Source organism: Tetragenococcus koreensis (assembly GCF_003795145.1).
GTDB classification, from domain to species: Bacteria; Bacillota; Bacilli; order Lactobacillales; family Enterococcaceae; genus Tetragenococcus; species Tetragenococcus koreensis.
Window position 1 is genome coordinate 1,633,276 of sequence record NZ_CP027786.1, and the last position, 24,323, is coordinate 1,657,598.

The 24,323-nt window shown below is 38.4% G+C and carries 37 protein-coding genes; 2 read left to right on the forward strand and 35 right to left on the reverse strand.

Annotated elements, in window-relative coordinates; all coding sequences use genetic code 11:
• Positions 1–326 precede the first annotated feature (326 nt).
• The gene (locus C7K43_RS07735) at positions 327–2,906 is read left to right on the forward strand and encodes a YfhO family protein (protein ID WP_124006344.1); all 2,580 of its coding nucleotides are present in this window, start codon (positions 327–329) and stop codon (positions 2,904–2,906) included.
• A gap of 232 nt (positions 2,907–3,138) precedes the next feature.
• Positions 3,139–4,479: a type I glutamate--ammonia ligase gene (gene glnA, locus C7K43_RS07740; RefSeq protein WP_124006345.1), complete on the forward strand. Its 1,341-nt coding sequence runs from the start codon at positions 3,139–3,141 to the stop codon at positions 4,477–4,479.
• A gap of 366 nt (positions 4,480–4,845) precedes the next feature.
• Here the strand turns inward: glnA and truA are convergent, their stop codons facing one another.
• From truA to thiD, 35 genes are all read right to left on the reverse strand, one after another.
• Entirely contained in the window at positions 4,846–5,589 is a 744-nt protein-coding gene (truA, locus tag C7K43_RS07745) for a tRNA pseudouridine(38-40) synthase TruA (RefSeq protein ID WP_124006346.1), read from the reverse strand.
• A 62-nt stretch (positions 5,590–5,651) separates the two neighbouring features.
• Positions 5,652–6,449, reverse strand: a complete 798-nt coding sequence (locus C7K43_RS07750; protein ID WP_124006347.1) for an energy-coupling factor transporter transmembrane component T family protein — start codon at positions 6,447–6,449, stop codon at positions 5,652–5,654.
• The gene (locus tag C7K43_RS07755; RefSeq protein ID WP_124006348.1) at positions 6,439–7,305 is read right to left on the reverse strand and encodes an energy-coupling factor ABC transporter ATP-binding protein; all 867 of its coding nucleotides are present in this window, start codon (positions 7,303–7,305) and stop codon (positions 6,439–6,441) included. The genes C7K43_RS07750 and C7K43_RS07755 overlap by 11 nt, the downstream gene beginning before the upstream one ends.
• Positions 7,281–8,120 (reverse strand): energy-coupling factor ABC transporter ATP-binding protein, encoded by an 840-nt coding sequence (locus C7K43_RS07760; protein WP_124006349.1) that lies wholly within the window; start codon positions 8,118–8,120, stop codon positions 7,281–7,283. Before C7K43_RS07760 ends, C7K43_RS07755 begins: the two co-directional genes overlap by 25 nt.
• Before the next feature lie 363 nt (positions 8,121–8,483).
• Entirely contained in the window at positions 8,484–8,864 is a 381-nt protein-coding gene (gene rplQ / locus C7K43_RS07765) for a 50S ribosomal protein L17 (protein WP_124006350.1), read from the reverse strand.
• A gap of 23 nt (positions 8,865–8,887) precedes the next feature.
• A complete protein-coding gene (locus tag C7K43_RS07770) occupies positions 8,888–9,826 on the reverse strand; it encodes a DNA-directed RNA polymerase subunit alpha (RefSeq protein ID WP_124006351.1) in 939 nt (312 codons plus the stop codon).
• 79 nt (positions 9,827–9,905) lie between these two features.
• Positions 9,906–10,295, reverse strand: coding sequence for a 30S ribosomal protein S11 (rpsK, locus tag C7K43_RS07775; RefSeq protein WP_124006352.1), 390 nt, complete (start codon positions 10,293–10,295; stop codon positions 9,906–9,908).
• Between the two features lie 26 nt (positions 10,296–10,321).
• Positions 10,322–10,687 carry a 30S ribosomal protein S13 gene (rpsM, locus tag C7K43_RS07780; RefSeq protein ID WP_124006353.1) on the reverse strand — a complete coding sequence of 122 codons (366 nt, stop codon included), beginning with the start codon at positions 10,685–10,687 and terminating at the stop codon, positions 10,322–10,324.
• Positions 10,688–10,705: 18 nt separating this feature from the next.
• The gene (rpmJ, locus tag C7K43_RS07785; protein WP_124006354.1) at positions 10,706–10,822 is read right to left on the reverse strand and encodes a 50S ribosomal protein L36; all 117 of its coding nucleotides are present in this window, start codon (positions 10,820–10,822) and stop codon (positions 10,706–10,708) included.
• A gap of 34 nt (positions 10,823–10,856) precedes the next feature.
• Positions 10,857–11,075 (reverse strand): translation initiation factor IF-1, encoded by a 219-nt coding sequence (gene infA / locus C7K43_RS07790; protein WP_014125620.1) that lies wholly within the window; start codon positions 11,073–11,075, stop codon positions 10,857–10,859.
• 185 nt (positions 11,076–11,260) lie between these two features.
• On the reverse strand, positions 11,261–11,908 hold the full coding sequence (locus C7K43_RS07795; RefSeq protein WP_124006355.1) for an adenylate kinase: 648 nt from the start codon (positions 11,906–11,908) through the stop codon (positions 11,261–11,263).
• 62 nt (positions 11,909–11,970) lie between these two features.
• The gene (secY, locus tag C7K43_RS07800) at positions 11,971–13,263 is read right to left on the reverse strand and encodes a preprotein translocase subunit SecY (RefSeq protein WP_124006356.1); all 1,293 of its coding nucleotides are present in this window, start codon (positions 13,261–13,263) and stop codon (positions 11,971–11,973) included.
• Complete coding sequence (rplO, locus tag C7K43_RS07805) at positions 13,263–13,703, reverse strand: 50S ribosomal protein L15 (RefSeq protein ID WP_124006357.1); 441 nt, start codon at positions 13,701–13,703, stop codon at positions 13,263–13,265. The genes secY and rplO overlap by 1 nt, the downstream gene beginning before the upstream one ends.
• Before the next feature lie 44 nt (positions 13,704–13,747).
• Positions 13,748–13,927, reverse strand: a complete 180-nt coding sequence (rpmD, locus tag C7K43_RS07810) for a 50S ribosomal protein L30 (protein ID WP_124006358.1) — start codon at positions 13,925–13,927, stop codon at positions 13,748–13,750.
• Between the two features lie 13 nt (positions 13,928–13,940).
• Positions 13,941–14,441 carry a 30S ribosomal protein S5 gene (gene rpsE / locus C7K43_RS07815; RefSeq protein WP_124006359.1) on the reverse strand — a complete coding sequence of 167 codons (501 nt, stop codon included), beginning with the start codon at positions 14,439–14,441 and terminating at the stop codon, positions 13,941–13,943.
• 20 nt (positions 14,442–14,461) lie between these two features.
• A complete protein-coding gene (gene rplR, locus C7K43_RS07820) occupies positions 14,462–14,818 on the reverse strand; it encodes a 50S ribosomal protein L18 (protein ID WP_124006360.1) in 357 nt (118 codons plus the stop codon).
• A 64-nt stretch (positions 14,819–14,882) separates the two neighbouring features.
• Positions 14,883–15,419 carry a 50S ribosomal protein L6 gene (rplF, locus tag C7K43_RS07825; protein ID WP_124006361.1) on the reverse strand — a complete coding sequence of 179 codons (537 nt, stop codon included), beginning with the start codon at positions 15,417–15,419 and terminating at the stop codon, positions 14,883–14,885.
• Positions 15,420–15,449: 30 nt separating this feature from the next.
• On the reverse strand, positions 15,450–15,848 hold the full coding sequence (gene rpsH / locus C7K43_RS07830) for a 30S ribosomal protein S8 (RefSeq protein WP_124006362.1): 399 nt from the start codon (positions 15,846–15,848) through the stop codon (positions 15,450–15,452).
• A gap of 36 nt (positions 15,849–15,884) precedes the next feature.
• A complete protein-coding gene (locus C7K43_RS07835; protein WP_124006363.1) occupies positions 15,885–16,070 on the reverse strand; it encodes a type Z 30S ribosomal protein S14 in 186 nt (61 codons plus the stop codon).
• Between the two features lie 15 nt (positions 16,071–16,085).
• Entirely contained in the window at positions 16,086–16,625 is a 540-nt protein-coding gene (gene rplE, locus C7K43_RS07840) for a 50S ribosomal protein L5 (RefSeq protein ID WP_124006364.1), read from the reverse strand.
• A gap of 27 nt (positions 16,626–16,652) precedes the next feature.
• Positions 16,653–16,964 (reverse strand): 50S ribosomal protein L24, encoded by a 312-nt coding sequence (rplX, locus tag C7K43_RS07845; RefSeq protein WP_124006365.1) that lies wholly within the window; start codon positions 16,962–16,964, stop codon positions 16,653–16,655.
• 35 nt (positions 16,965–16,999) lie between these two features.
• Positions 17,000–17,368, reverse strand: a complete 369-nt coding sequence (gene rplN, locus C7K43_RS07850) for a 50S ribosomal protein L14 (RefSeq protein WP_124006366.1) — start codon at positions 17,366–17,368, stop codon at positions 17,000–17,002.
• Positions 17,369–17,425: 57 nt separating this feature from the next.
• Positions 17,426–17,692 carry a 30S ribosomal protein S17 gene (gene rpsQ / locus C7K43_RS07855; RefSeq protein WP_124006367.1) on the reverse strand — a complete coding sequence of 89 codons (267 nt, stop codon included), beginning with the start codon at positions 17,690–17,692 and terminating at the stop codon, positions 17,426–17,428.
• 24 nt (positions 17,693–17,716) lie between these two features.
• Positions 17,717–17,905: a 50S ribosomal protein L29 gene (gene rpmC / locus C7K43_RS07860; RefSeq protein WP_124006368.1), complete on the reverse strand. Its 189-nt coding sequence runs from the start codon at positions 17,903–17,905 to the stop codon at positions 17,717–17,719.
• On the reverse strand, positions 17,895–18,329 hold the full coding sequence (gene rplP, locus C7K43_RS07865) for a 50S ribosomal protein L16 (protein ID WP_124006369.1): 435 nt from the start codon (positions 18,327–18,329) through the stop codon (positions 17,895–17,897). Before rplP ends, rpmC begins: the two co-directional genes overlap by 11 nt.
• Positions 18,330–18,331: 2 nt before the next feature.
• Entirely contained in the window at positions 18,332–18,988 is a 657-nt protein-coding gene (gene rpsC / locus C7K43_RS07870) for a 30S ribosomal protein S3 (RefSeq protein WP_124006370.1), read from the reverse strand.
• Positions 18,989–19,001: 13 nt separating this feature from the next.
• Positions 19,002–19,349, reverse strand: coding sequence for a 50S ribosomal protein L22 (rplV, locus tag C7K43_RS07875; protein WP_124006371.1), 348 nt, complete (start codon positions 19,347–19,349; stop codon positions 19,002–19,004).
• 20 nt (positions 19,350–19,369) lie between these two features.
• On the reverse strand, positions 19,370–19,651 hold the full coding sequence (rpsS, locus tag C7K43_RS07880) for a 30S ribosomal protein S19 (RefSeq protein ID WP_124006372.1): 282 nt from the start codon (positions 19,649–19,651) through the stop codon (positions 19,370–19,372).
• A gap of 42 nt (positions 19,652–19,693) precedes the next feature.
• Positions 19,694–20,527 carry a 50S ribosomal protein L2 gene (rplB, locus tag C7K43_RS07885; RefSeq protein WP_124006373.1) on the reverse strand — a complete coding sequence of 278 codons (834 nt, stop codon included), beginning with the start codon at positions 20,525–20,527 and terminating at the stop codon, positions 19,694–19,696.
• Positions 20,528–20,569: 42 nt separating this feature from the next.
• Positions 20,570–20,857, reverse strand: coding sequence for a 50S ribosomal protein L23 (gene rplW, locus C7K43_RS07890; RefSeq protein WP_124006374.1), 288 nt, complete (start codon positions 20,855–20,857; stop codon positions 20,570–20,572).
• Positions 20,857–21,480 (reverse strand): 50S ribosomal protein L4, encoded by a 624-nt coding sequence (gene rplD, locus C7K43_RS07895; protein WP_124006375.1) that lies wholly within the window; start codon positions 21,478–21,480, stop codon positions 20,857–20,859. Before rplD ends, rplW begins: the two co-directional genes overlap by 1 nt.
• A gap of 29 nt (positions 21,481–21,509) precedes the next feature.
• A complete protein-coding gene (rplC, locus tag C7K43_RS07900) occupies positions 21,510–22,139 on the reverse strand; it encodes a 50S ribosomal protein L3 (protein ID WP_124006376.1) in 630 nt (209 codons plus the stop codon).
• Between the two features lie 21 nt (positions 22,140–22,160).
• A complete protein-coding gene (gene rpsJ / locus C7K43_RS07905) occupies positions 22,161–22,469 on the reverse strand; it encodes a 30S ribosomal protein S10 (protein WP_124006377.1) in 309 nt (102 codons plus the stop codon).
• Positions 22,470–22,763: 294 nt separating this feature from the next.
• The gene (locus C7K43_RS07910) at positions 22,764–23,291 is read right to left on the reverse strand and encodes an ECF transporter S component (protein WP_124006378.1); all 528 of its coding nucleotides are present in this window, start codon (positions 23,289–23,291) and stop codon (positions 22,764–22,766) included.
• On the reverse strand, positions 23,275–24,111 hold the full coding sequence (gene thiD, locus C7K43_RS07915) for a bifunctional hydroxymethylpyrimidine kinase/phosphomethylpyrimidine kinase (RefSeq protein WP_124006379.1): 837 nt from the start codon (positions 24,109–24,111) through the stop codon (positions 23,275–23,277). Before thiD ends, C7K43_RS07910 begins: the two co-directional genes overlap by 17 nt.
• Positions 24,112–24,323: the final 212 nt, after the last annotated feature.

Genomic DNA, 24,323 nt, shown 5'->3' on the forward strand with positions numbered 1-24,323 from the left:
TCATCATTTGTAACGGATGTTTAATTTCCTACAGCCCAAAACTTTGCTATAAGGTATTTATTTTCTTATACTTAACATACCATAGTATAAAAAACTGCGATAGCACTAATTTTATGTGCTTTTTGAGGCCATAAAGAAACAAGTAAGACAGCTCTGCTAGGAAATTTTTATTACTATCTAAGTACAATTTTTTTCTAGAGAGATTACGGCTGTACAATCAAATTACATTTTTTATTAATATTGTCTATACATGCTTATGACGTCTCTTTGTTCTATGATAAACTGAAGCGAAGTATGAATATTTTTTGTCGAAGGAGTTCTGCTCGATGGTCAAAGATTTTTTGCAAAAAAACAAACGGTATGTCCTCGCAAGTTTTTTTATTCCTGTGATTGTAATGGCTATTATTTATTTAACAATCGGTATCTATCCTGGAAGTGATCGTACACTTCTGGCTAGTGATGCCTTTTCGCAATTTTCTAATTTTCATGCGAGTTTTCGCAACGCTTTGTTAGGCAAACAAAGCTTTCTTTATACTTGGAATGCTTCCTTGGGGTTAAACTATCTTTCCTTAGTTTCTTATTATTTAGGCGGTTTTTTTACTCCGCTGGTATTGCTTTTCCCCAATCAGTTAATGCCAGATGCCCTTTATTTTTTGACGCTGATCAAAATAGGCAGCGCCGGTTTAAGCTTTTGGTTCTATGCTAAGCATACTTTTAAAATTCCTCAAGGAAGCCATGTAACGCTAGCCATTTGTTATGCATTAATGTCCTTTGTTACAGCACAATCTGAGCTCATTATGTGGTTAGATGCGTATGTATATTTGCCTTTAATTATTTGGGGTATTGACCGCTTAATGCAAAAAGGGAAACCCAAGCTCTTATTTATTAGCTACTTCATGTTATTTCTCACTAGTTTTTACCTAGGGTTTATGATTGGCGTATTCTCAGTGCTTTACTTTATAGTTCAACTATTTAGGAATTGGAAAGAGAATAAAAAAAGAATTTTGCCTTATTTTATCACTTCTTTTTTAGCCGGTGGGGCATCGATGATCATCATCTTACCCGCACTATTAGATCTACGAGCAAACGGTGAAGAGTTAACCCAGATTACCAATCTCAAAACCGAAGCAACTAGCGGTTTCGACTTCTTCATTAAAAATATGATCGGCGTTTACGATACCACTAAATATGGTTCCATTCCTTTTATTTATATTGGATTATTGCCGCTTGTCTTTTGTATTTTTTATTTCGTGGTTAAAGAAATTTCTTGGAAAGATAAAATTCTTTATGCTTCATTAATCGCACTATTGTTAGCAAGTTTTTATTTCATTCCTTTAAATTTATTTTGGCATGGGATGCATGCGCCCAACATGTTTTTATTCCGCTATGCTTTCTTACTCTCTTTTACAGTTATTATGTTGGCCGGCTTCGGTTGGGAAAAATTAAACGCCCCTAATGAAAAAAGATTGCTTTTTTCTTTTGTGTTTTTGATCATTGCATTTGCTTTGACCTATCTTTTGGTCTATCAAACACATGATTATTTAGAGCCTATTTCACTTATTTTAACTTTGGCTTTCTTAGTCGTTTATTTTATTATCTTTTACACCAAACAGTTTACTCTTAAACAGCTGGTAATGTTTTTACTATTATTTGCGACAGTAGAGATGGCTATCAACACCAACAGTATGTTACGAGGGATTTTAGATGAATGGAACTATCCTTCCCGCGATTTATATACCGAACCATATCCTGCGATCGATGAACTTGTTGAACAAACTAAAGAAGAAAATGATACTTTTTATCGCTTGGAAAACCTTGATCCAGTTTCTGCTAATGATAGCTTTAATTACGGTTATAGTGGAATTAGCATGTTTTCGTCTATCCGTAACCGAAATACTTCGGGCTATATGGATATGCTGGGCTTTCGTTCCAGAGGGACCAGTCTAAACATTCGCTATCCCAATAATACATTATTGATGGACAGCTTGGCAGCAGTTAAATATAACTTGTCTGAACAACCCGTTAATAAATACGGCTTTAGTCAAAAAGCTACTAGTGGAGGCTATCAACTATATGAAAATCAAAATGCTTTACCATTAGGATTTTTAACTGACCCAGCGATTCAACAAGTCAATCAATATGAAAATGATAATTTAGCAAACCAAACGAATTTAATGAACCAATTAGCTGGTACTGAAGAGACCTTTTTCCAATTCCGACCCATTACCGTAACTGATTTGAATAATGTGACCATCGAAAACCAAGGCTCACATACAAAATTTAGCGAAGAAAAAGGAAATCAAGCTAAGGAAGTCACTTGGACTGTTACTGTTCCCGCTCATTCGCAAGCTTATCTAAGCTTATATCCAACTAACTTTGCCGAGTTAGAAAATTCGACAGCAACAATCACAGTTAATGACCAACAACGAGAAAGTCAAATTAGCACCAACGGACAGTATTATGATTTAGGTTTTTATGACCAAGCAGAAACCGTTGAATTTACGGCAAGCTTTTATGGTACAGAAGACATTTCTTTCCAAAACCCACAAGTGGTAACTCTGGATACTGATGCTTTACAAACAAGTATCAATAAAATCCAAGGAAATGGGGTCGAAATGCAAACTGGAAAACGCAATGCCCAAGCTGAAGTGACCACAAACAGTAATCAAACGCTGGTAACAACGATCCCTTATGATGGAGGCTGGCATGCAAAAATTGATGGTAAAAAAGTGCCCGTTGATTCTTTTCAAGACGCTTTCGTAAGTTTAGAAATTCCTGAAGGAAAACACACTGTGGAACTAAATTATCTACCGCAAGGATTTCTTCCAGGTATGGGACTATTTATTGGATGTACTATCCTATTTGTCGGTTTTGATTGGTATTATGAGAAAAAGCGTCTACGTTAATTTCACTTGATAAGCCTAAAGATATGTAAGGTATCCTTACATATCTTTTTTTATTCAGTGAGTTTTTTGCTTTTTTTACAGGTTTTTCAACAAAAAAGTAGCCATTATGTTAGGAAACATAACACAAAAGATTGACAAGCATAAAATGTCCTGCTATATTACTACTATCATCTTACAAAAAGCGGAAAACCAACGCTCTAGTAAATGATAGTTTAAAAAAGGATGGGATATTATGGAAAAAACTAAAATAAGCACCACTGAGATCAAGAAAATCGCTAAAGAAGAAAATGTTCGTTTTTTACGTTTAATGTTTACTGACATCTTAGGCACTATTAAAAATGTAGAAGTTCCTATCAGCCAATTAGATAAAGTACTAGCTAACAAATTAATGTTTGATGGTTCTTCTATTGAAGGCTTTGTGCGAATTGAAGAAAGTGATATGTATCTTTATCCCGATTTAGCAACCTGGATGATCTTTCCTTGGGAAAACGAGCATGGAAAAGTGGCACGTTTAATTTGTGATATCCATAACCCTGATGGCACTCCTTTTGCAGGAGATCCACGAGGAAATTTAAAGCGTTCATTAGAAAAAATGAAAAAATTAGGTTTCACTTCTTTTAATTTAGGTCCCGAACCAGAATTTTTCTTATTCAAATTGGATGATAATGACGACATTACTATGAATTTAAATGATACTGGCGGATACTTCGACTTATCACCAACAGATCTGGGTGAAAACTGTCGTCGTGACATTGTATTAGAACTAGAAAAATTAAATTTTGAAGTCGAAGCTTCACACCATGAAGTGGCTTTTGGTCAACATGAGATCGACTTTAAATATGCCGATGCTGTAGAAGCTTGCGATAATATCCAAACTTTTAAACTTGTAGTTAAAACTATCGCCCGTAAACATGGCTTACACGCGACTTTTATGCCAAAACCGTTATTTGGTATCAATGGTTCAGGCATGCATTGTAATATGTCACTGTTTGAAGGAGATAAAAATGCTTTTTACGACGAAACAGATGATTTACAACTAAGCCAAAATGCTTACCACTTTTTAGCTGGTCTTCTAAAACATGCCCGTGCATTTACGGCTATCTGTAATCCTACCGTTAATTCATATAAACGTCTCGTGCCTGGTTATGAAGCTCCCGTATACATTGCTTGGTCAGGCAGAAACCGTTCACCTCTCATTCGCGTGCCCGAATCAAGAGGACTATCTACCCGTTTGGAATTACGTTCTGTCGACCCTACAGCTAATCCTTATTTAGCTTTATCGCTACTCTTACAAGCAGGTTTAGATGGTATCGAAAACCAATTGACTCCGCCAGCTCCTATCAACCGCAACATTTATCATATGGACGAAAAAGAACGAGCAGCCGATGGCATCTATGACCTACCTTCAACTCTGGAAAACGCACTAAAAGCACTAGATGAAGATGAGTTGCTCAAAAACGCACTAGGAACACATATTTACACAAGTTTTGCAGCAGCCAAAGAAAGTGAGTGGGCCACTTTTAGGCAAACTGTTTCCGAATGGGAGAAAGAACAGTATTTAGAATTATATTAAAATATTAGTGGTCTCACTATAAGACAGATTAATTTAACCGCCTAACATGAAAGTTGCTTTATTCTGTTAATAAGAACATGAGAATTCAAAAACAGCGGGACTAATATACTTTAAAAACAGCACTTTTGAAAAATAGTGAGGCTAATTTACTTATCAGACACAAAAACTGCTACATTCTGTTGAATAAGCTCATTGAAATTCCAAAATAATGAGACTATTAACGTTTAATAACACCGGAATCGAGAAACGATGTTGTTAATCTCTCTTAAGAACAGTGATTTTGAAAAGTATTGAGGTATTAGCTGAATTACCTTACTAGAATCAAAAAGCAGTGGGCTATTTAGAATAGAATAGCCCACTGCTTTTTTACTCGTATTTAACTTCTTTTAAATATAAACCTTCTGGATGAGCAGTAGGTCCTGCTGCATCGCGGTCACGTGCAGCAATAATTTGCGGAATCGCATCATGTCGAATATTTCCATTTCCAATTTTTAACAGCGTACCTACTATAATCCGGATCATATTATACAAAAAGCCATCGCCTCGGAAAGTAAACAGTAGCTCATCTCCTGATTCACTAATAACCAAATCCGCCTCATAAATTGTCCTCGTTTTATTTTTAACTGCACTTTTTCCTGAACAAAATGAAGTAAAATCATGCGTCCCTAAAAAATCAGGGAGTGCTCGCTTTATTTTTTCTAAATCCAGTTCGTATGGATAATAGCTAGTATAAAAACGGCGAAAAGGGCTGCGCGGTTTGCCAATATCTACCCGAAATTCATAGGTTTTTTCTTTCGCTAAATAACGAGAATGAAAGCTATCCGGGACCAGCTCTACTTGCTTTACAGCAATATCTCCTGGCGTTTGGGTATCTAGAGCAAAACGCAATTTTTCTAACGATTGCTCAAAGGGCCAAGCAAAATCAATCACTTGCCCTAAGGCATGAACGCCGGCATCTGTTCGTCCCGAACCATTAATCTTAATCGTTTGATTTGCGATTTTAGACAATGTTTTTTCAATCTCATCTTGGACAGTGCGACCATTAATCTGGCTTTGAAAGCCGCTAAAATTTGTCCCATCATAGGCAATAATTGCTTTATATCGAACCATTTTTCCTCCTCTTTCACAAAAAAAGAGACAATAAGCAAAAACCACTTTTTGTCTCGATTATTTTAAGCTCTTAAATAAATTAATGCCACCGTTAGCAGCGCATAAGAACATATAGAAACGGTATCTTTTTTATGCCAATGCAGTATTCGATATTTGCTTCTTCCTTCACCACCTTGATAGCCACGGGCCTCCATCGCTGTTGCTAAATCATCTGCTCGATTAAAGCTTGAGACAAACAGAGGAATCAGCAAAGGAATAACAGCTTTCATCTTTTGAATCAAATTTCCTTCACTAAAATCAACTCCACGAGCGCGTTGAGCATTCATAATTTTTTCTGTTTCATCCATTAAGGTTGGTACAAACCGTAAGGCAATTGACAACATCAAAGAAATTTCATGAACAGGAAAATTAATTGCATTCAAGGGACGTAAAATAAATTCGATAGCGTCTGACAACTCTAATGGAGGGGTTGTCAACGTTAGTAAAGTCGACATAAAGATAATTAGTACAAACCGACAGAAAATAAAAATCCCGTTTTGTACACCAAAGGCAGTAACCTGAAAGACGCCCCATTCCCAATAAACTTCGCCACCAGAAGTAAATAGGACTTGCAAGGCAACTGTAAATAATATCAACCAAAGTAGTGGCCGAACGCCACGCAGGAAAAAACCAAAATCAATTTTTGACAAATAAATACAAAAAATCGTAAATAGGCCTAAAAGTAAGTAGCTTTGCCAATTATTTGCGAAAAAAATGATCCCAATAAAGTAAAAACTAGTAAGCAATTTCGTTCGCGGGTCCAGTCGATGAATGAGCGAATTTCCCGGAATATATCTACCTAAAATCAACTTATTCATTATTTGTGTCCCCTCCTCTTGCCACTAGCTCATCGGCTAACTCGCTTGCCGTAAGAGGCAGCTGTTTAAAGGACATTCCTTTTTCTTCTAAACGTTTAGCAAACGCAGCTGCAGTCGGTACTCCTAATTGTTTCTCCTGCAGCCATTGAACATTTTGGAAAACCTCTTCAGGGCTTCCATCTTTGACTAGCTGCCCTTTTTCTAAAACATAGACATAATCTGCATAATTAGCCACATCATCCATCGAATGAGTAACCAGGACGATGGTCATTTGTTTAGCTTGACGTAAATGTTCAAATATCGCCATCATATCTTTACGTCCTTTAGGATCAAGCCCTGCTGTAGGTTCATCTAATACTAGTACTTCCGGTTCCATAGCTAATACTCCGGCAATTGCAACCCGGCGCATTTGGCCCCCGGACAAATCAAATGGAGAACGTTCAAGAAAGCTTTCGTCTAAACCAACTAATGTTACATATTCTTTAGCTAGCTCTAAAGCATCTTCTTCTGATACACCAAAATTTTTCGGTCCAAAAGCAATATCTTTGCCCACTGTTTCTTCAAAAAGTTGTGACTCAGGAAATTGAAAAACGATTCCTACTTTTTTACGAATCGGTTTTAAATTTTTATTGTTGGTTTCAGGAGTAATCGTCCGCTCACCAATTTTCACATTACCTGAGGTTGGCTTCAATAAGGCATTTAAATGCTGCAAAATAGTCGATTTACCACTTCCTGTGTGACCAACTAGCGCATTATAAGAACCTTCTTTGATTGTCATATTAATATCATATAAAACACGTTGTTCAAAGGGAGAATTGGGTTGATAGGTAAAGTTTACTTGTTCAAAAACGATGTCCATAGCCAATCCACCATCCCTTCTTCACTCAAATAATTTTCAGGGACTGTAACGCCCCGAACTTTTAGTGCTTCTTTTAATTTTTCTGGAAAAGGTAAATCCAACCCTTTTTCTACCAGGCTTGGCCCTTCAGAAAAAATTTGCGCCGGTGTACCTTCGTCTACTAACTTTCCTTCACGCATAACTAATATCCGATTTGCATTAGCAGCTTCATCAATATCATGTGTGATGGAAAGCACCGTTAATTGATATTTTTTCTTGATTTCTTTAAGAATCGAGATCACTTCTTGCCGGCCTTCAGGATCTAACATACTGGTTGCTTCATCAAGAATGATGATATCTGGTCGTAAAGCTACCACACCAGCAATCGCTACCCGCTGTTTTTGCCCACCTGACAAACGTGCAGGTTCTTTATCAGCAAAGTCCGTCAACCGTACTTGCTCCAAAGATTCTTTCACCCGAGGAACCATTTCCTCCCGTGGAATCCCTTGATTTTCCATACCAAAGGCAACGTCATCTTCGACTGTAGCTCCTACAAACTGGTTATCCGGATTCTGAAAAACCATACCGACCATTTTACGAATCGTCCAAATATTCTCTTCATTTAAATCAAATTGTCCTACTGAAACATGACCTGTTTCTGGCAAAAGCAAGCCATTGATCGTCTTGGCTAAGGTAGATTTACCTGAGCCATTATGACCAATAATAGCCACCCATTCTCCCTTATTAATAGTTAATGATAGATCTTGTAAAGCAGCTCTTGTGTCATCTTCTTGATAGCGAAACGTAATATTTTTTAAATTTATGATCGATTCCATGGGTACTCCTTTATGTATATTAAACTAAAAAAGCATTCGAGGCAGACCTTTTCCTATGCTAACTTGCAGAAATGAAAAGCATTTTATTGTAACTAACATTATCAAAAAAAAGGGATTATTTCAATTATTCTAATAGTTAGAAGGTTAAAATTTCCAGCTTTTTTCACTTTCCATTAGCTGTGTCTTTACAGCTAATCGAAACTAAAAAAAAACACTTTATGATGAATGCCTGCTCCCTGACAATTCAGGGAGCAGTGCTGAGCTAGACTCGGAAAAATTTTTCCAACATCATAACACTCTTAAAATCATCGACAAAGTGACGCTAGGTAATAGTAACTTTTACTAATACTGCTTCATTAGATTTTAGACAAGTTCTAGGATAACCATTGCTGCAGCATCTCCGCGTCTTGGTTCTGTCTTCAAGATACGAGTATAACCGCCTTGGCGTTCTTCATAGCGAGGAGCGATATCTTTAAAAAGCTTTTGTAAAGCTGAATCGATAACAATCTCTTCGTCTTCTTCACGCACATTAGCTACTTCATTACGTACAAATGTAGCCGCTTGGCGACGCGCATGCAAATCACCGCGTTTTCCTAGAGTGATCATTTTTTCTGCTGTTGAACGAACTTCTTTGGCACGAGCTTCTGTCGTAACAATCCGTTCGTTAATGAATAAGTCAGTTGTTAAATCACGCAACATCGCTTTACGTTGACTAGATGTGCGTCCTAATTTACGATAACTCACGTGGTTTCCCTCCTTCGTAAAAATTAATCGTCTTTACGTAATCCCAGACCAAGATCGCTTAATTTAGATTTCACTTCTTCAAGAGATTTGCGGCCCAAATTACGTACTTTGATCATTTCTGGTTCAGATTTATTAGTTAATTCTTGTACAGTATTGATGCCAGCACGTTTTAGACAATTGTACGAACGAACAGATAAGTCTAATTCTTCGATTGTCATTTCTAGCATTTTTTCTTTTTGTGTTTCTTCTTTTTCAACCATGATTTCAGTATTTTTCGCTTCATCGGTCATATTCACAAAAATTTCCAAATGCTCCGTGAGAATTTTCGCTGATAAACTTAACGCATCAAGTGGTTCAATTGAACCGTCAGTCCAAAGTTCCATGGTTAATTTATCATAATCATCCCGACGACCAACACGTGTATTTTCTACTTGATAGTTCACTCGACGTACGGGTGTATAGATCGAATCAACAGGAAGTACACCAATTGGCATATCTTCTTTTTTGTTTTCATCTGCTTGATCATATCCACGTCCGGGTTGAACCGACAAGCGTGCATGAAATCTTGTTCCTTCTGCTACAGTACAGATGTACATTTCTTTATTAAGAATTTCTACATCACTGTCAACGATAATATCGCCAGCAGTTATAGTAGCTGGTCCGGAAATATCGATTTCAAGGTTTTTTTCTTCTTCACTATAAAGTTTTAATGCAAGACCTTTAATATTCAAAATGATTTGCGCAACATCTTCTCGAACGCCTTTGATCGTTGAAAATTCATGTAATACACCATCGATTTGGATATTCGTGATTGCTGCTCCTGGTAAAGAAGATAACAAAATACGACGCAGGGAATTTCCTAATGTAGTTCCATAGCCTCTTTCAAGAGGTTCTACGATGAACTGGCCATAATCTTTCTCTTCATCAATCTTTGCAATTCTTGGTTTTTCGAATTCAATCATTCTTATCTATTACCCCTTTCAAAACGAAAAGTGTCTTGTTCAATGACATAAATTTTGAGACTCAAAAGAGCAGCACTCATTAAACACGACGGCGTTTTGGAGGGCGGCATCCATTATGAGGAACTGGTGTTACGTCACGAATCGCAGCCACTTCCAATCCTGCTGCTTGTAATGAACGAATTGCTGCTTCACGTCCTGAACCTGGGCCTTTTACAGTTACTTCTACATTCTTCAAACCTTGTTCCATTCCTGCTTTTGCTGCAGTTTCTGCTGCTAATTGAGCGGCAAATGGTGTTGATTTTCTGCTACCTCTAAATCCTAATGCACCTGCTGAAGACCATGATAACGCATTACCATGTACATCAGTAATCATCACAATTGTATTGTTGAATGTTGAATGAATATGTGCAATACCGGATTCAATATTCTTTTTCACACGGCGTTTACGATTCACTTTTTTTTGTGCCATGAAGTTTTAACCTCCTTCATTAGAAATTATTTTTTCTTGCCTGCGATAGTTGTTGCTGGTCCTTTGCGTGTACGGGCATTATTTTTAGTATGTTGTCCGCGAACAGGCAAGCCACGACGATGACGCAAGCCGCGATATGAACCAATTTCCATCAAACGTTTAACATCTAAGTTAATTTCACGACGAAGATCGCCTTCAACTTTTCTAGTATCCACTTCAGCGCGAATCGCATCTGTTTGTTCGTTGGTTAGATCACGAACTCGGATGTCTTCAGAAACGCCAGCTTTTGCTAAAATGTCTTTGGCAGTCGTATCTCCAATTCCAAAAATATAAGTAAGAGAAACAACTACATGCTTATCACGAGGGATATCTACTCCTGCAATACGAGCCATATTTTATTACACCTCCATTTATCCTTGACGTTGTTTATGTTTTGGGTTTGCTGAACAAATCACCATAACGCGTCCTTTACGACGAACGACTTTACAATGTTCACACATTGGTTTTACTGATGGTCTTACTTTCATGATACTTACCTCCTGTGGTTTTACGTAAGTACAATTATTTAAAACGATACGTAATACGACCACGACTCAAGTCATAAGGCGAAAGTTCGACAGTCACCTTATCGCCTGGCAAGATACGAATATAGTGCATTCGAATTTTACCAGAAACAGTCGCAAGAATTTCATGGCCGTTTTCAAGCTCGACTTTAAACATTGCATTTGGCAAAGTTTCGACGACTGTACCTTCTATTTCAATCATATCTTCTTTTGCCACGCACAGTACCTCCTTGTACTTGTTTCGCAACTTTACGCGATAAAACGGCGGAAACCTGTGTCGTGTTCCCACCTTAACTTCTTTGCAACGATTCTTTATTAATCTAGAAGTCGGACTGATATATTCTAGCATAATGCTTGATTATTTACAAGCAAAAGTTATCATAGCGCGAAAAAGGGTACGAACTACTTCGCTAGAATTTGTTTAATTTCCGCAAAAACTTCATTAATCTCACGATTACCGTCAATTGAGGATAGCAAGCCTTTTTTATCATAGTAAGCTAAAATAGGTTTACTGTTTTCCACATTAACCGCCAAACGATTTCTAACAGTTTCTGGTTTGTCATCTTCTCGTTGGTAAAAATCATGTCCGCCACAACGGTCACAAGTACCTTCAACTTTCGTTGGATTAAATACCTTATGATATGTTGCACCGCAGTTGCGGCAAATATAACGTCCTGATAAACGTTCAACTAGTACTTCTTCTGGCACTTGAATTTCAATGACAGAATCAAGTTGTTTTCCCAAATCCTGCATCATTGCATCTAGTGCTTCGGCTTGATCCAAAGTACGAGGGAAACCGTCTAATAAAAAACCGTCCTCGGTATCTGATTCAGCCAAACGTTCTTTTACAATCCCGTTAGTCACTTCATCAGGCACGAGTTCACCTTTATCCATATAAGACTTTGCTTCTAAACCAAGATCTGTTTGTTTTGCGATCGCTTGTCTGAACATATCTCCCGTTGAAATTTGTGGGATATTATATTCAGCAATAATTTTTTCTGCTTGAGTCCCTTTTCCAGCACCAGGGAGTCCCATTAAAACGAGGTTCATTTCTATTCCTCCTGCAAGTTTTTGCCAGTGTTGAGGATTAGGCCTCAACACCACATAAAACTCTAATTTAAGAAACCTGTATATTGACGTTTCAGCATTAAACCTTCAATCTGTTTGGCAGTTTCAAGAGCTACACTGATTACAATTAGTAAACTTGTGCCGCCTAAACCAATTGATTCTGGAAGGTCCCACACCATGGATGCGATAATCGGCAGTAATGCTACTGCTCCTAAAAAGAGCGAACCCACTGTGCTTAAACGCATCAATAATTTTGAGACGAACTCTTCTGTTCCTTTTCCTGGACGCACACTTGGAATATAGCTTCCTTGTTTTTGTAAGTTTTCCGATAATTTTTCCGGATTCACTTGAACAAAAGCATAAAAGAATGTAAACCCAACGATCAATGTTCCATATAAAATAGCGCCAGGCACTGTATTATAATCGAAAAGCGTTTGGATTACATCAAACCAAGTTTCTCCTCTGGCAGATCCAAAAGCTTGAAAGATCGCATTAGGTGTTGTAATCAAGGAACTAGCAAAGATAACCGGGATAACGCCGGCAGCGTTAACTTTCAATGGAAGATAACTGCTCGTTGGAGCGCCTGCCACACGTTTTGTATACTGAATCGGAATTTTTCTTTCTGCTTGTTGGAAAAAAGTAACGATCGTTACGATCACCAGCATAGCAACAATCAAAATGACCACAAATACAACTGATTTCCAAAGATCGTCTGGATTAATATTAATAAAATAGTCATCAACTATTTCTCTTGCTGAAACGGGCAAGCGCGAAATAATTCCCGCAAAAATAAGCATAGAAACGCCGTTTCCAACTCCTTTTTCGGTAATCAATTCACCCAACCAAGTAACAAACATGGTCCCTGTAGTTAAAATGATACCAATGACCACATAGGTTGAAATAGAAGGATCAGGAACAAAGCCGAATTGGGTAAAAACTTGAAAACCAGCTGTTAGTGCAATAGATTGTAAAAAACCTAACACTAAAGTGATGTAACGAGTCGCTTGATTCAACTTTTTACGTCCCACTTCACCTTGTTTTGACCACTCAACAAATTTAGGAATAATATCCATTTGAGCTAATTGAACAATAATCGAAGCAGTAATGTAGGGCGAAACCCCCATCGAAAAGACGGAGAAACGCTGCATCGCACTACCGCTGACTAAGTCCAACATATTCATAAACGGTAATTCAGAAATAGTTTGTAGTTCTGCCGCATCTACACCAGGAACAGTGACATGCGTTCCAATACGAAATACAAACAGAATAAATATGGTAAACAAGATCCTTGATCTAATATCCTTGACTTTAAAAGCGTCCTTTAAAAGTTTTAACATCAGATCACCTCAATTGACCCACCAGCAGCTTCAATAGCTTCTTGTGCTGCTTTAGAAAACTTCGCTGCTTTAACAGTTAATTTTTTGGTTAATTCACCATTACCCAACACTTTAATGCCAGCTTTTTGATTTTTTACAAATCCAGCTTCAGCTAAAACAGCAGGGGTAACTTCAGTTCCATCTTCAAAGTTGTTCAAAAGGTCAAGATTAATAATCGCATATTCTTTGCGATTAACATTGGTAAAACCACGTTTTGGTAAACGGCGGAATAATTCTGTTTGCCCACCTTCAAAACCAAGACGAGTTCCACCACCTGAACGAGCTTTTTGTCCTTTTTGACCACGTCCTGAAGTCTTACCGTTACCGGATGATGAACCGCGACCGACGCGGTTACGTACATGACGTGATCCTTTTGTAGATTCTAGTTCATGAAGTTTCATGTGTTTGGCACCTCCTTAATCAAAATCGATCTGTCCAATCGTTGTTACATTTCTTCTACGTCTACTAAGTGTGCAACTGTTTCAATCATGCCTTTAATCGCATCATTAGCAGGTCGTACAGCAGTGCTGTTCACTTTTTTTAGTCCCAACGCTTTTACTGTATCGCGTTGATTTTGAGGACGTCCAATAACACTGCGTTTTAAAGTAATTTTTAATTCAGCCATTAGATTTGTCCTCCTAACCAATAATTTCTTCTACAGATTTGCCACGAAGTTCAGCAACTTCTTCGGCGCGTTTTAATTCAGTTAATCCTTTAATTGTTGCACGAACAACATTGATCGGTGTGTTTGAACCTAAAGATTTTGATGTTACATCAGCGACACCGCTAAGTTCTAATACCGCACGGACAGGTCCGCCAGCAGCAACTCCAGCACCAGCTTCAGCAGGTTTCATCAAAATATATCCGCCACTATATGTGCCAATTACTTGATGCGGAATCGTTGTACCAACCATTGGTACTTCGATTAAGTTCTTCTTACCGTCTTCTACAGCTTTACGGATAGCTTCTGGTACTTCTTGTGCTTTACCAGTACCAAATCCTACGTGTCCGTTTTTATCGCCGACAACTACTAATGCTGCAAAACGTAAACGACGTCCGCCTTTTACGACCTTTGTTACACGGTTGATTGCAACGACGCGGTCTTCTATTTCCAAATTACTTGGATCGATATGAGCCATGAATGGTGTTCCTCCTTTTTTTAAAATTCTAGTCCATTTTCGCGAGCGCCTGTTGCTAAAGCTGCTACACGGCCATGGTAAAGGTATCCACCACGGTCAAAGACTACTTTTTTAATCCCTTTTTCTGAAGCACGTTCGGCAACCATTTGTCCGACACTTTGTGCTTGCTCAGATTTTGTTCCACCTGAAATATTTTTATCCAAGGTAGAGGCACTTGCTAGCGTCACACCCGCTACGTCATCAATTACTTGCGCGTAGATGTTTTTATTCGAACGGAAAACGTTCAAGCGTGGGCACTCAGCAGTACCAGAAATTTTATTTCTCACACGTTGATGTCTTTTTTGACGTGTTTTATTTTTGTCTGGTTTTGAAATCACAATTGTCACCTCTTTATTTTTATTCGTCTAAGCCGCGCTAATTATACTACTTTGCGGACTTTGCTTATTTACCTGTTTTACCTTCTTTGCGGCGTACTTGTTCGCCTGCATAACGGATACCTTTACCTTTATAAGGTTCTGGTGAGCGAATACCCCGAATTTTAGCAGCTACTTCACCTACAAGTTCTTTATTAGAACCTTTAATTGTAATCTGGTTATTCGCTGGAACTTCAATCGTAATTCCTTCTGGAGTTTCTACTTCAACCGGTTGTGAGTAGCCAACATTCAAAGTAAGTTTGTTACCTTGTAATTGGGCACGATATCCAACACCCACAAGTTCTAATGATTTTTGAAAACCTTCAGATACACCTACAACCATGTTATTAAAGTTTGCACGAGTAGTCCCATGAATTGTTTTCATTTTTTGACTTTCATTTGGACGGATAAATGTTACTTCATTTTCATTGATATTAAATTTAATATCAGGTGAAAATGTACGAGTTAATTCACCGTTGGGGCCCTTAACTGTTACATTGTTGTCATCAAATTTTACCTCAACATTTTCAGGCAAAACGACAATTTTATTCCCAATACGACTCACGAAAAGACACCTCCTTGTGTATTTATTAAATTACCATACATAAGCGACAACTTCGCCGCCGACATTTTTGGCTCTAGCTTCTTTATCAGTGATCACACCGTCAGAAGTTGAGACGACTGCAATTCCTAAACCATTCAATACTTTGGGTACTTCGTCAGCTTTGACATAAGCACGCAATCCTGGCTTAGAGATACGTTTCAAGTTGGTGATCACACGCTCACCATTTTTCCCATATTTAAGGAATACACGGATCACGCCTTGTTTGTCATCTTCGATGTATTCAACATTACGAACAAAACCTTCATTTTTAAGGATTTCAGCAATGTCGTGCTTTATTTTTGAAGCAGGAACTTCTAAAACATCGTGCTTTGCCATATTGGCATTGCGGATACGTGTTAGAAAATCTGCAATTGGATCTGTCATGACCATTAGATGATTTACCTCCTTTTTGCGAGTTTACTTTTTTTACCAGCTAGCTTTCTTCACGCCGGGAATTTGACCTTTATGGGCCAGTTCGCGGAAGCAAATACGGCAAAGGTGAAATTTACGATAAACAGAACGCGGACGTCCACAGCGTTCGCAACGAGTATACTCTTGTACTGGATGCTTTGCAGTTTGTTTATTTTTAGCAACTTGTGACTTTTTAGCCAATTTCTTCGCCTCCTTTTATTTTTGGAATGGTACACCTAATTGAGTTAACAATTCAAGTGATTCTTCATCTGTGTTTGCTGTTGTAACAATGACGATATCCATTCCACGGACCTTGTCAACTAAATCATAGTCAACTTCAGGGAAGATCAATTGTTCTTTAATCCCTAGGGTATAGTTTCCACGTCCATCGAACGCTCTTTTGCTTACCCCATGGAAGTCGCGTACACGCGGCAAGGAAACATTTACTAACTTATCTAAGAAGTCAAACATTCTATCTCCACGTAAAGTAACTTTTGCGCCGATTGGCATCCCTTCACGCAGACGGAAGCCTGCAACAGATTTTTTAGCTTTTGTAACTAAAGGTTTTTGACCTGAAATCAACTGTAATTCTTCAACTGCTTTATCTAGGTTTTTAGCGTTAGATACTGCATCGCCTACACCCATGTTGATAACAATCTTTTCAACTTTTGGTGCTTGCATAACAGAACTATAGTCAAATTTTTCTACTAATGATGGAACGATATCTTGTGTATATTTTTCTTTAAGGCGGTTCATTTAGTTGCCCCTCCTTCCTTGATTGGATTATTTATCAATAACTTCACCGGTTTTTTTAGAAACACGGACTTTTTTACTGTCAGCTACTTGATAGCCGACACGAGTTGCTTCTCCATTAGAAGGATCGATTAACATGACATTAGATACATGGATCGGTGCTTCTTGTTCAACAATACCGCCTTGCGGTGCAGCTTGAGAAGGTTTTTGATGTTTTTTTACGACGTTGACACCTTCAACAACGACTTTATCTTTTTTAGGCTGAGCTTCTAAAATGATGCCCTCTTTGTTTTTATCTTTGCCAGTAATAACTTTAACTTTATCACCTTTTTTAACAAACATTCCTGTTTCGCACCTCCTTTGACATTAAATAACCATTACAGTACTTCTGGTGCTAGCGAAACGATCTTCATGAAGTTGTTTTCGCGTAGTTCACGAGCAACCGGTCCGAAGATACGTGTTCCGCGTGGGCTTTTATCATCGCGGATGATCACCGCAGCATTTTCGTCAAATTTAATATAAGAACCATCATTACGATGAGCGCCTGATTTTGTACGAACGATAACTGCTTTTACAACTTCGCCCTTTTTGACAACCCCACCTGGCGTTGCTTGTTTGACCGTAGCGACGATCACATCACCGATATTCGCAGTTTTTCGACCTGAGCCACCTAGGACTTTGACCGTTAAAACTTCACGGGCACCCGAATTATCAGCAACTTTTAAACGACTTTCTTGTTGGATCACGATGTGTATCCTCCTTTCAATATAGCAATTTAATCTATATAGGAAAATCTCGTGTGATTAAATAACCACTGCTTTTTCAACGATTTCTACTAGACGAAAACGTTTTGTAGCTGATAATGGACGAGTTTCCATAATTCTCACGATATCACCAGTTTTGGCTTCATTATTTTCATCGTGTACTTTGTATTTCTTTGAATATTTAATCCGTTTGCCGTATGTTGGATGGTTTTTCTTTGTTTCAACGACAACAGAGATCGTTTTATCCATTTTATCAGATTCCACGCGTCCTTGATAAACTTTACGGTGATTTCTTTCTTCAGTCATACGATTCATGGCCTCCTTCCACTATTACTTTACTTGTTCACGCAACACTGTTTTGATGCGTGCAATCGATTTGCGTACTTCTTTAATACGCGCTGTGTTTTCTAGTTGTCCGGTAGCTAATTGGAAACGAAGATTAAACAATTCTTGTTTAAATTGTTTTTCCTGATCCAGCATTTCGGTAGTGGTTAACTCTCTGATTTCTTTAACCTTCATTCGATTCACCACCCATTTCTTCACGTTTTACGATTTTAGTTCTAATTGGCAATTTGTGAGAAGCAAGGCGTAGCGCTTCTTTAGCAACCTCTTCAGGAACTCCAGCGACTTCAAAAAGGATTTTACCACGTTTTACTGGAGATACCCAGCCTTCTGGTGCACCTTTACCTGATCCCATACGTACGCCGATGGCTTTTGCCGTATAAGATTTGTGAGGGAAAATTTTAATCCATACTTTCCCACCGCGCTTCATGAAACGCGTCATCGCAATACGAGAAGCTTCAATTTGTCTGTTGGTAATCCAAGAAGTTTCAAGAGCTTGCAAACCGTATTCACCAAAAGTTACTTCTTTACCGCCTTTGGCTTCTCCGCGCATTTTTCCGCGAAACTCACGACGGTGTTTTACACGTTTAGGTACTAACATGTTTATTTCCCTCCCTTCTCAGTGTTGTTTTTAGTTGGAAGAATTTCTCCGCGATAGATCCACACTTTAACTCCTAGTTTTCCGTATGTTGTATCTGCTTCTTCCCAAGCATAGTCGATATCTGCACGAAGTGTATGCAAAGGAACAGTTCCTTCTGAATATCCTTCAACACGAGCAATATCTGCACCATTTAAACGGCCAGAAACTTGTGTTTTGATTCCTTTTGCTCCTGCTCTCATCGTGCGTTGTAGTGCTTGTTTTTGTGCCCGACGGAAAGCAACCCGATTTTCAAGTTGGCGTGCAATACCTTCGCCGACTAATTTTGCATCTAAATCAGATTTCTTAACTTCAACGATGTTAATATGCACTCGTTTACCCGTCAATTTATTTAATTGTTTTCTTAAGTTTTCGACTTCAGATCCGCCTTTACCGATAACCATACCTGGTCTTGCAGTGTGGATTGAAATATTCACACGTTTTGCAGCTCGTTCGATTTCAACAGTCGATACAGCCGCTTCAGCAAGTTTTTCAGCAATAAATTTGCGGATTCGTAAATCTTCGTGTAACAAATCTGCGTATTCTTTTTCAGCATACCATTTTGCTTCCCAATCACGGATAACGCCGATACGCATTCCAATTGGATTTATTTTTTGACCCACTGATTATCCCTCCTTATTTTTCTGATACAACAACCGTGATATGACTTGTACGTTTGTTGATTGGAGATGCTGAACCTTTTGCACGAGGACGGAAACGTTTCATAGTTGGTCCTTCGTTTATAAATGCTTCAGCGACAACTAAGTTTTCAACTTCTAAGTCATAGTTGTTTTCTGCATTACTTACAGCTGACATCAATACTTTTTCAATGACTCCAGCTGATTTATTTGGCGTAAATTTTAAGACAGCAATTGCTTCACTGACGCTTTTCCCTCTAATCAAATCAATAGCTAAACGTGATTTGCGAGGAGAAACACGAACTGTTTTAGCAGTAGCTTTTGCTGATGTTATTTGTTCTGCCATTTCTCTTTCCTCCCCTCAGATTAGCGAGCTGACGTTCTTCGATCATTTTTAGCATGTCCGCGAAAGCTTCTTGTTGGTGCAAACTCACCTAATTTGTGCCCTACCATGTCTTCTTGAATATAAACAGGTACATGTTTACGGCCATCATACACGGCGATGGTATATCCGATAAAACTTGGGAAGATCGTTGAACGACGAGACCAAGTTTTAATTACTTTTTTCTTTTCAACACCTTGTTGTGCTTCGACTTTTTTCATCAAATGGTCATCACAAAAAGGTCCTTTTTTAACACTACGACTCATGGTGAACCTCCTTTTTAAAATGCATTACGCACGGTCAATGAATTATTTCTTTTTACGACGACGAACAATATGCTTGTCAGAAGGATTTTTCTTCTTACGTGTTTTCAATCCAACAGCTTTTTGTCCCCATGGAGAAAGTGGTGCTACCCGACCTACAGGTGCTCTTCCTTCCCCACCACCGTGTGGGTGGTCGTTAGGGTTCATAACACTACCACGAACAGTTGGGCGCTTACGCATCCAGCGAGAACGGCCAGCTTTTCCGACAGTGATCAATTCGTGCTGTTCATTACCAACTGAACCAATTGTTGCTCGGCAAGTTGCTAAAATCATACGAACCTCGCCTGAGTTCAAACGAACTAATACGTATTTACCTTCTTTACCAAGAACTTGTCCGTTAGTACCAGCAGAACGAATCAATTGTCCGCCTTTTCCTGGTTTTAATTCAACGTTGTGAACAGTAGTACCTACTGGAATATCTTCCAAAGGCAAGCTGTTACCGACTTTAACGTCAGCGCCGCTACCTGAAACAACCGTTGTTCCAACTTTCAAGCCTTTAGGTGCTAGAATATATGATTTCACTCCATCTTCATAATGGATTAACGCAATATTTGCGGAGCGGTTTGGATCATATTCAATCGTTTTAACAGTCGCAACAACATTATCTTTATTACGTTTAAAATCGACTAAACGATATTGGCGTTTATGTCCGCCACCTTGATGACGTACAGTAATGCGTCCGTTATTATTACGGCCAGCATTATTTTTTAATGGCGCCATTAATGTTTTTTCTGGTTTTGTTGATGTAATTTCAGCAAAGTCAGAAGTTGTCATATTACGACGGCCATTTGTAATTGGTTTATACTTTTTAATTGCCACGTCATTTCCCTCCTACTTTATTTTTAAATCAGTCAATTCAGCTTATTCAGCTGAAAAAATTTCAATTTCTTTTGAGTCATCTGTTAAAGCGACGACCGCTTTACGGCGTTTTTTCGTATATCCTTGGTATTGACCCATACGTTTTGGCTTAGGGTGTACGTTGAGGATATTTACATTAGCAACTTTTACATCAAAAGCTGATTCAACAGCTTGTTTCACTAATGTTTTGTTGGCCGTTGTATCAACTTCAAATGTATATTTCTTTTCATCCATATCAAGCATTGTTTTTTCTGTGATAATAGGACGTTTAATTACATCTAGTAAATTCATTATACAAGCACCTCCTCAATTTGAGTAAGAGCAGTTTGAGTGGTCAATACTTTATCACTCGTTGCAACATCTAGTACCGTTACATTATCAGAAGTAACAACCGTTACATTTGATAAGTTACGAGCAGACAATGATGCAAATTCGTTTTCTGATTCTACAACAACCAATACTTTTGCATTGATTGACAAGTTATCTAATACATTTTTGAATTCTTTTGTTTTTGGTGCATCAAAATTCAATGCATCTACCACAACAAAATTATTTTCAGCAACTTTTTCTGATAGTACAGATTTAATTGCCAAGCGACGAACTTTTTTAGGAAGTTTGTAGCCATAAGAACGTGGAGTTGGTCCAAATACTGTACCACCACCGCGCCATTGTGGTGCACGGATAGTTCCTTGACGTGCACGACCAGTACCTTTTTGACGCCATGGTTTCTTACCGCCGCCTGAAACTGCGCTACGGTTTTTCACTGCATGCGTTCCTTGTCTTAACGAAGCACGTTGCATCGTAATTGCATCAAAAACAACTGATTCATTCGGTTCGATCCCGAAAATACCTTCATTTAATGTGACTTCACCATTTTGGCTTCCATCTTGTTTGAATAATGCTACATTTGGCATTCCTTAGTTCCTCCTTTCTTCCTATCTAATTATTTTGCTTTCACAGCAGATTTAATGGTAATCAATGATTTTTTCGCTCCAGGAATGTTTCCTTTGATCAAAATGACGTTGCGGTCAGTATCAACCCGTACAACTTCCAAGTTTTGAACAGTTACTCGGTTACCACCCATGCGTCCTGGAAGACGTTTGCCTTTTAATACGCGTTTAGGTTCCATTGAACCCATGCCACCTGGTTTACGGTGGAAACGAGAACCATGTCCCATTGGGCCACGAGATTGTCCGTAACGTTTGATAACGCCCTGGAATCCTTTACCTTTACTTGTCCCTGTTACGTCAACGACGTCCCCAGCTTCAAATGTGTCAACTTTGATTTCTGATCCTACTTCTAAGCCCTCAAGCTCCACATTCTTGAATTCGCGAATGAAGCGCTTAGGAGCCGTGTTTGCTTTTGCAACATGACCTTTGGCAGGTTTGTTACTCAAAATTTCACGTTTATCTTGATAACCGACTTGAACAGCTTCATAGCCATCATTTTCAACTGTTTTAAGTTGTAAAACAACGTTAGGTTCAGCTTCAATAGCCGTTACCGGAATTAGTTCGCCAGATTCAGTGAAGATTTGAGTCATTCCCACTTTTTTCCCTAAGATTCCTTTAGTCATGATTACACCTCCAATGATTAATTATAGTTTAATTTCAATATTTACACCTGATGGTAAGTCTAGCTTCATCAAAGCATCAACTGTTTTAGGTGTTGGGTTTACAATGTCGATTAGACGTTTATGTGTGCGCATTTCAAATTGTTCGCGTGAATCTTTGTATTTATGTGGTGACCGGATAACGGTATATACACTGCGTTGTGTTGGCAATGGAATCGGACCTGAAATAGCCGCTCCTGTCCTTTGTGCAGTTTCTACGATTTTATCCGCTGATTGATCTAAAACACGATGTTCATACGCTTTTAAACGAATACGAATTTTTTGTTTTGCCATTATTTTTCCCTCCTTCGCCTATTTTAAAAGTAGACATAGCTCCACGAAAATTTTCCGTCACTCTCGGTCGTGGCAAAGCGCCCGGGCGTGTCGCAACCTCTCGCTTCCTAGCCAATGAGCCCTTTTTTCAATATAGGGTAGTTTATCCCCTAAGAAAAAAGCACCTTTTACATTATATTATGCCAAGGCTTGAATAGCAAGCTTTTTTTACCATAAATTTCATCTTTCAGAAAAAGTTTTCACATTTATTTTCAAAAAAAATACGAAAAGCAATTTCTGCTCTCCGTATTTCTTCTATAATATTGAAGTGATCGCTCTTTTTAAAGGGAAGTATAAAAAAGATACCAACACTGCCGTCAAGATAACATTAACTATGGTTGCCGGTAGAGAAAGAGCCGCAGTTGTAAAAGCTGTCGGAACATTCATACCTAAGTAGAGTTGTCGGACCGTGTTTTTAAGTTGTGTCATCACTAATTTAACTATACCTGTACCTGTTGCAATAAGGACGATTTGCCAGATACGCGTCGGATTTTTTTGATAAACTAAAAATAATCCGTAAGCGGCAGCACCTACAATGAAACTCTCTATTATAAAGTAAGGAGCTTCTGCTGCATAACCGTTCAATACATCAAAAATAGCAAAGCCTAATCCACCCGCAAGTGATCCTTTGACATAACCTAAAAGTAATACCGATAAAAGTAATACGGCATTGCCTAAATGAACAAAAGCTCCTGTTGGCAAAGGAATTTTAATCATAGTACCAATGACAGTTAGCGCTGTAAAAAGAGCCACCATTACGACATTTCTAGTCGTTATTTTCATTTTCCGGTACCATCCTTTTTTCTGCTTGATTATAAGCACCATGCCAGATGTGCCCCACGTACGGATTGATTGACACGCCATTTTCGATACCCACAGCTACAAATGCTTTGGCTGTTTTACAAGCTTCAAGCACCGAATATCCTTTGGCAATCCCGGCGGCAATTGCTGCTGCAAATGTGCAACCAGCTCCGTGGTTAAAGTCAGTGGAAAATAGTTTTCCTTCAAGCGCTTGATAATCTTTTCCATCATAAAAAAGATCTATCGCTTTATCACTAGCTAGACGATGCCCACCTTTAACAATGACGTTTTTAGCACCCATTTGATAAATAATCGCTGCGGCTTTTTTCATATCATCCAAATTTTCTAAATCACCTAAACCCGACAAAATACCCGCTTCTTCTAAATTAGGCGTTGTAATCAATGCTTGAGGAAGTAAATATTTTTTTATTCCTTCAACGCTTTTAGGCTGTAAAATTTGCGCAGTTCCTTTACAAGCAATCACCGGATCAATGACAACGTTTTTTATTTGATAACGATCAATAAATTTACTTGCTACTGCTATATTTTTTTCATTGCCCATCATTCCCGTTTTTACCACGTCAACCGGACCACCGGCAAATACCGAAATTAATTGCTTTTCTAGTAATTCTTCAGAGATTGAAGTCACGTCATGACTCCAACCATTATCTGGATCCATAGTCACAATTGAAGTTAAACTTGAAAAGCCAAACACACCATATTCCTCAAATGTTTTTAAATCTGCTTGGATCCCTGCACCACCTGTGGAATCCGATCCAGCAATCGTCAATACTTTTTCCATATCTTCACTTCCTCGTAAAATATATTTATAAGCATCTTTTCTGATGCAAATGTTCTGGTTCTTTGAAAATAAAATAAATAACGTTAAATAATAAAATCTTTAGGCAACACTACCTTTTCTCCCTTTGTCAAAGCGAGCTTTGCTCGCCGAGGCAAGGAGCGAAGCTCCGCGCAGCTCGTGATTCTTGAACGAGCGGAGGGCACTTTGGAACT

Bases quoted from the DNA above. Each gene is read 5' to 3' on its own strand.
- C7K43_RS07735 (WP_124006344.1), top strand. From the start codon at position 327: ATGGTCAAAGATTTTTTGCAAAAAAACAAACGGTATGTCCTCGCAAGT.
- glnA (WP_124006345.1), top strand. From the start codon at position 3,139: ATGGAAAAAACTAAAATAAGCACCACTGAGATCAAGAAAATCGCTAAA.
- truA (WP_124006346.1), bottom strand. From the start codon at position 5,589: ATGGTTCGATATAAAGCAATTATTGCCTATGATGGGACAAATTTTAGC.
- C7K43_RS07755 (WP_124006348.1), bottom strand. From the start codon at position 7,305: ATGGACATCGTTTTTGAACAAGTAAACTTTACCTATCAACCCAATTCT.
- C7K43_RS07760 (WP_124006349.1), bottom strand. From the start codon at position 8,120: ATGGAATCGATCATAAATTTAAAAAATATTACGTTTCGCTATCAAGAA.
- C7K43_RS07770 (WP_124006351.1), bottom strand. From the start codon at position 9,826: ATGATTGAATTCGAAAAACCAAGAATTGCAAAGATTGATGAAGAGAAA.
- rpsK (WP_124006352.1), bottom strand. From the start codon at position 10,295: ATGGCACAAAAAAAAGTGAATCGTAAACGCCGTGTGAAAAAGAATATT.
- rpsM (WP_124006353.1), bottom strand. From the start codon at position 10,687: ATGGCTCGTATTGCAGGAGTAGATATCCCTCGTGATAAGCATGTAGTT.
- rpmJ (WP_124006354.1), bottom strand. From the start codon at position 10,822: ATGAAAGTAAGACCATCAGTAAAACCAATGTGTGAACATTGTAAAGTC.
- C7K43_RS07795 (WP_124006355.1), bottom strand. From the start codon at position 11,908: ATGAACCTCGTTTTAATGGGACTCCCTGGTGCTGGAAAAGGGACTCAA.
- secY (WP_124006356.1), bottom strand. From the start codon at position 13,263: ATGTTAAAACTTTTAAAGGACGCTTTTAAAGTCAAGGATATTAGATCA.
- rplO (WP_124006357.1), bottom strand. From the start codon at position 13,703: ATGAAACTTCATGAACTAGAATCTACAAAAGGATCACGTCATGTACGT.
- rpmD (WP_124006358.1), bottom strand. From the start codon at position 13,927: ATGGCTGAATTAAAAATTACTTTAAAACGCAGTGTTATTGGACGTCCT.
- rpsE (WP_124006359.1), bottom strand. From the start codon at position 14,441: ATGGCTCATATCGATCCAAGTAATTTGGAAATAGAAGACCGCGTCGTT.
- rpsH (WP_124006362.1), bottom strand. From the start codon at position 15,848: ATGGTCATGACAGATCCAATTGCAGATTTTCTAACACGTATCCGCAAT.
- rplE (WP_124006364.1), bottom strand. From the start codon at position 16,625: ATGAACCGCCTTAAAGAAAAATATACACAAGATATCGTTCCATCATTA.
- rplX (WP_124006365.1), bottom strand. From the start codon at position 16,964: ATGTTTGTTAAAAAAGGTGATAAAGTTAAAGTTATTACTGGCAAAGAT.
- rpsQ (WP_124006367.1), bottom strand. From the start codon at position 17,692: ATGACTGAAGAAAGAAATCACCGTAAAGTTTATCAAGGACGCGTGGAA.
- rpmC (WP_124006368.1), bottom strand. From the start codon at position 17,905: ATGAAGGTTAAAGAAATCAGAGAGTTAACCACTACCGAAATGCTGGAT.
- rplP (WP_124006369.1), bottom strand. From the start codon at position 18,329: ATGTTAGTACCTAAACGTGTAAAACACCGTCGTGAGTTTCGCGGAAAA.
- rplV (WP_124006371.1), bottom strand. From the start codon at position 19,349: ATGGCAGAACAAATAACATCAGCAAAAGCTACTGCTAAAACAGTTCGT.
- rpsS (WP_124006372.1), bottom strand. From the start codon at position 19,651: ATGAGTCGTAGTGTTAAAAAAGGACCTTTTTGTGATGACCATTTGATG.
- rplW (WP_124006374.1), bottom strand. From the start codon at position 20,857: ATGAATTTACTAGATGTAATTAAACGTCCTATTATCACAGAAAAAACA.
- rplD (WP_124006375.1), bottom strand. From the start codon at position 21,480: ATGCCAAATGTAGCATTATTCAAACAAGATGGAAGCCAAAATGGTGAA.
- rplC (WP_124006376.1), bottom strand. From the start codon at position 22,139: ATGACTAAAGGAATCTTAGGGAAAAAAGTGGGAATGACTCAAATCTTC.
- rpsJ (WP_124006377.1), bottom strand. From the start codon at position 22,469: ATGGCAAAACAAAAAATTCGTATTCGTTTAAAAGCGTATGAACATCGT.
- C7K43_RS07910 (WP_124006378.1), bottom strand. From the start codon at position 23,291: ATGAAAATAACGACTAGAAATGTCGTAATGGTGGCTCTTTTTACAGCG.
- thiD (WP_124006379.1), bottom strand. From the start codon at position 24,111: ATGGAAAAAGTATTGACGATTGCTGGATCGGATTCCACAGGTGGTGCA.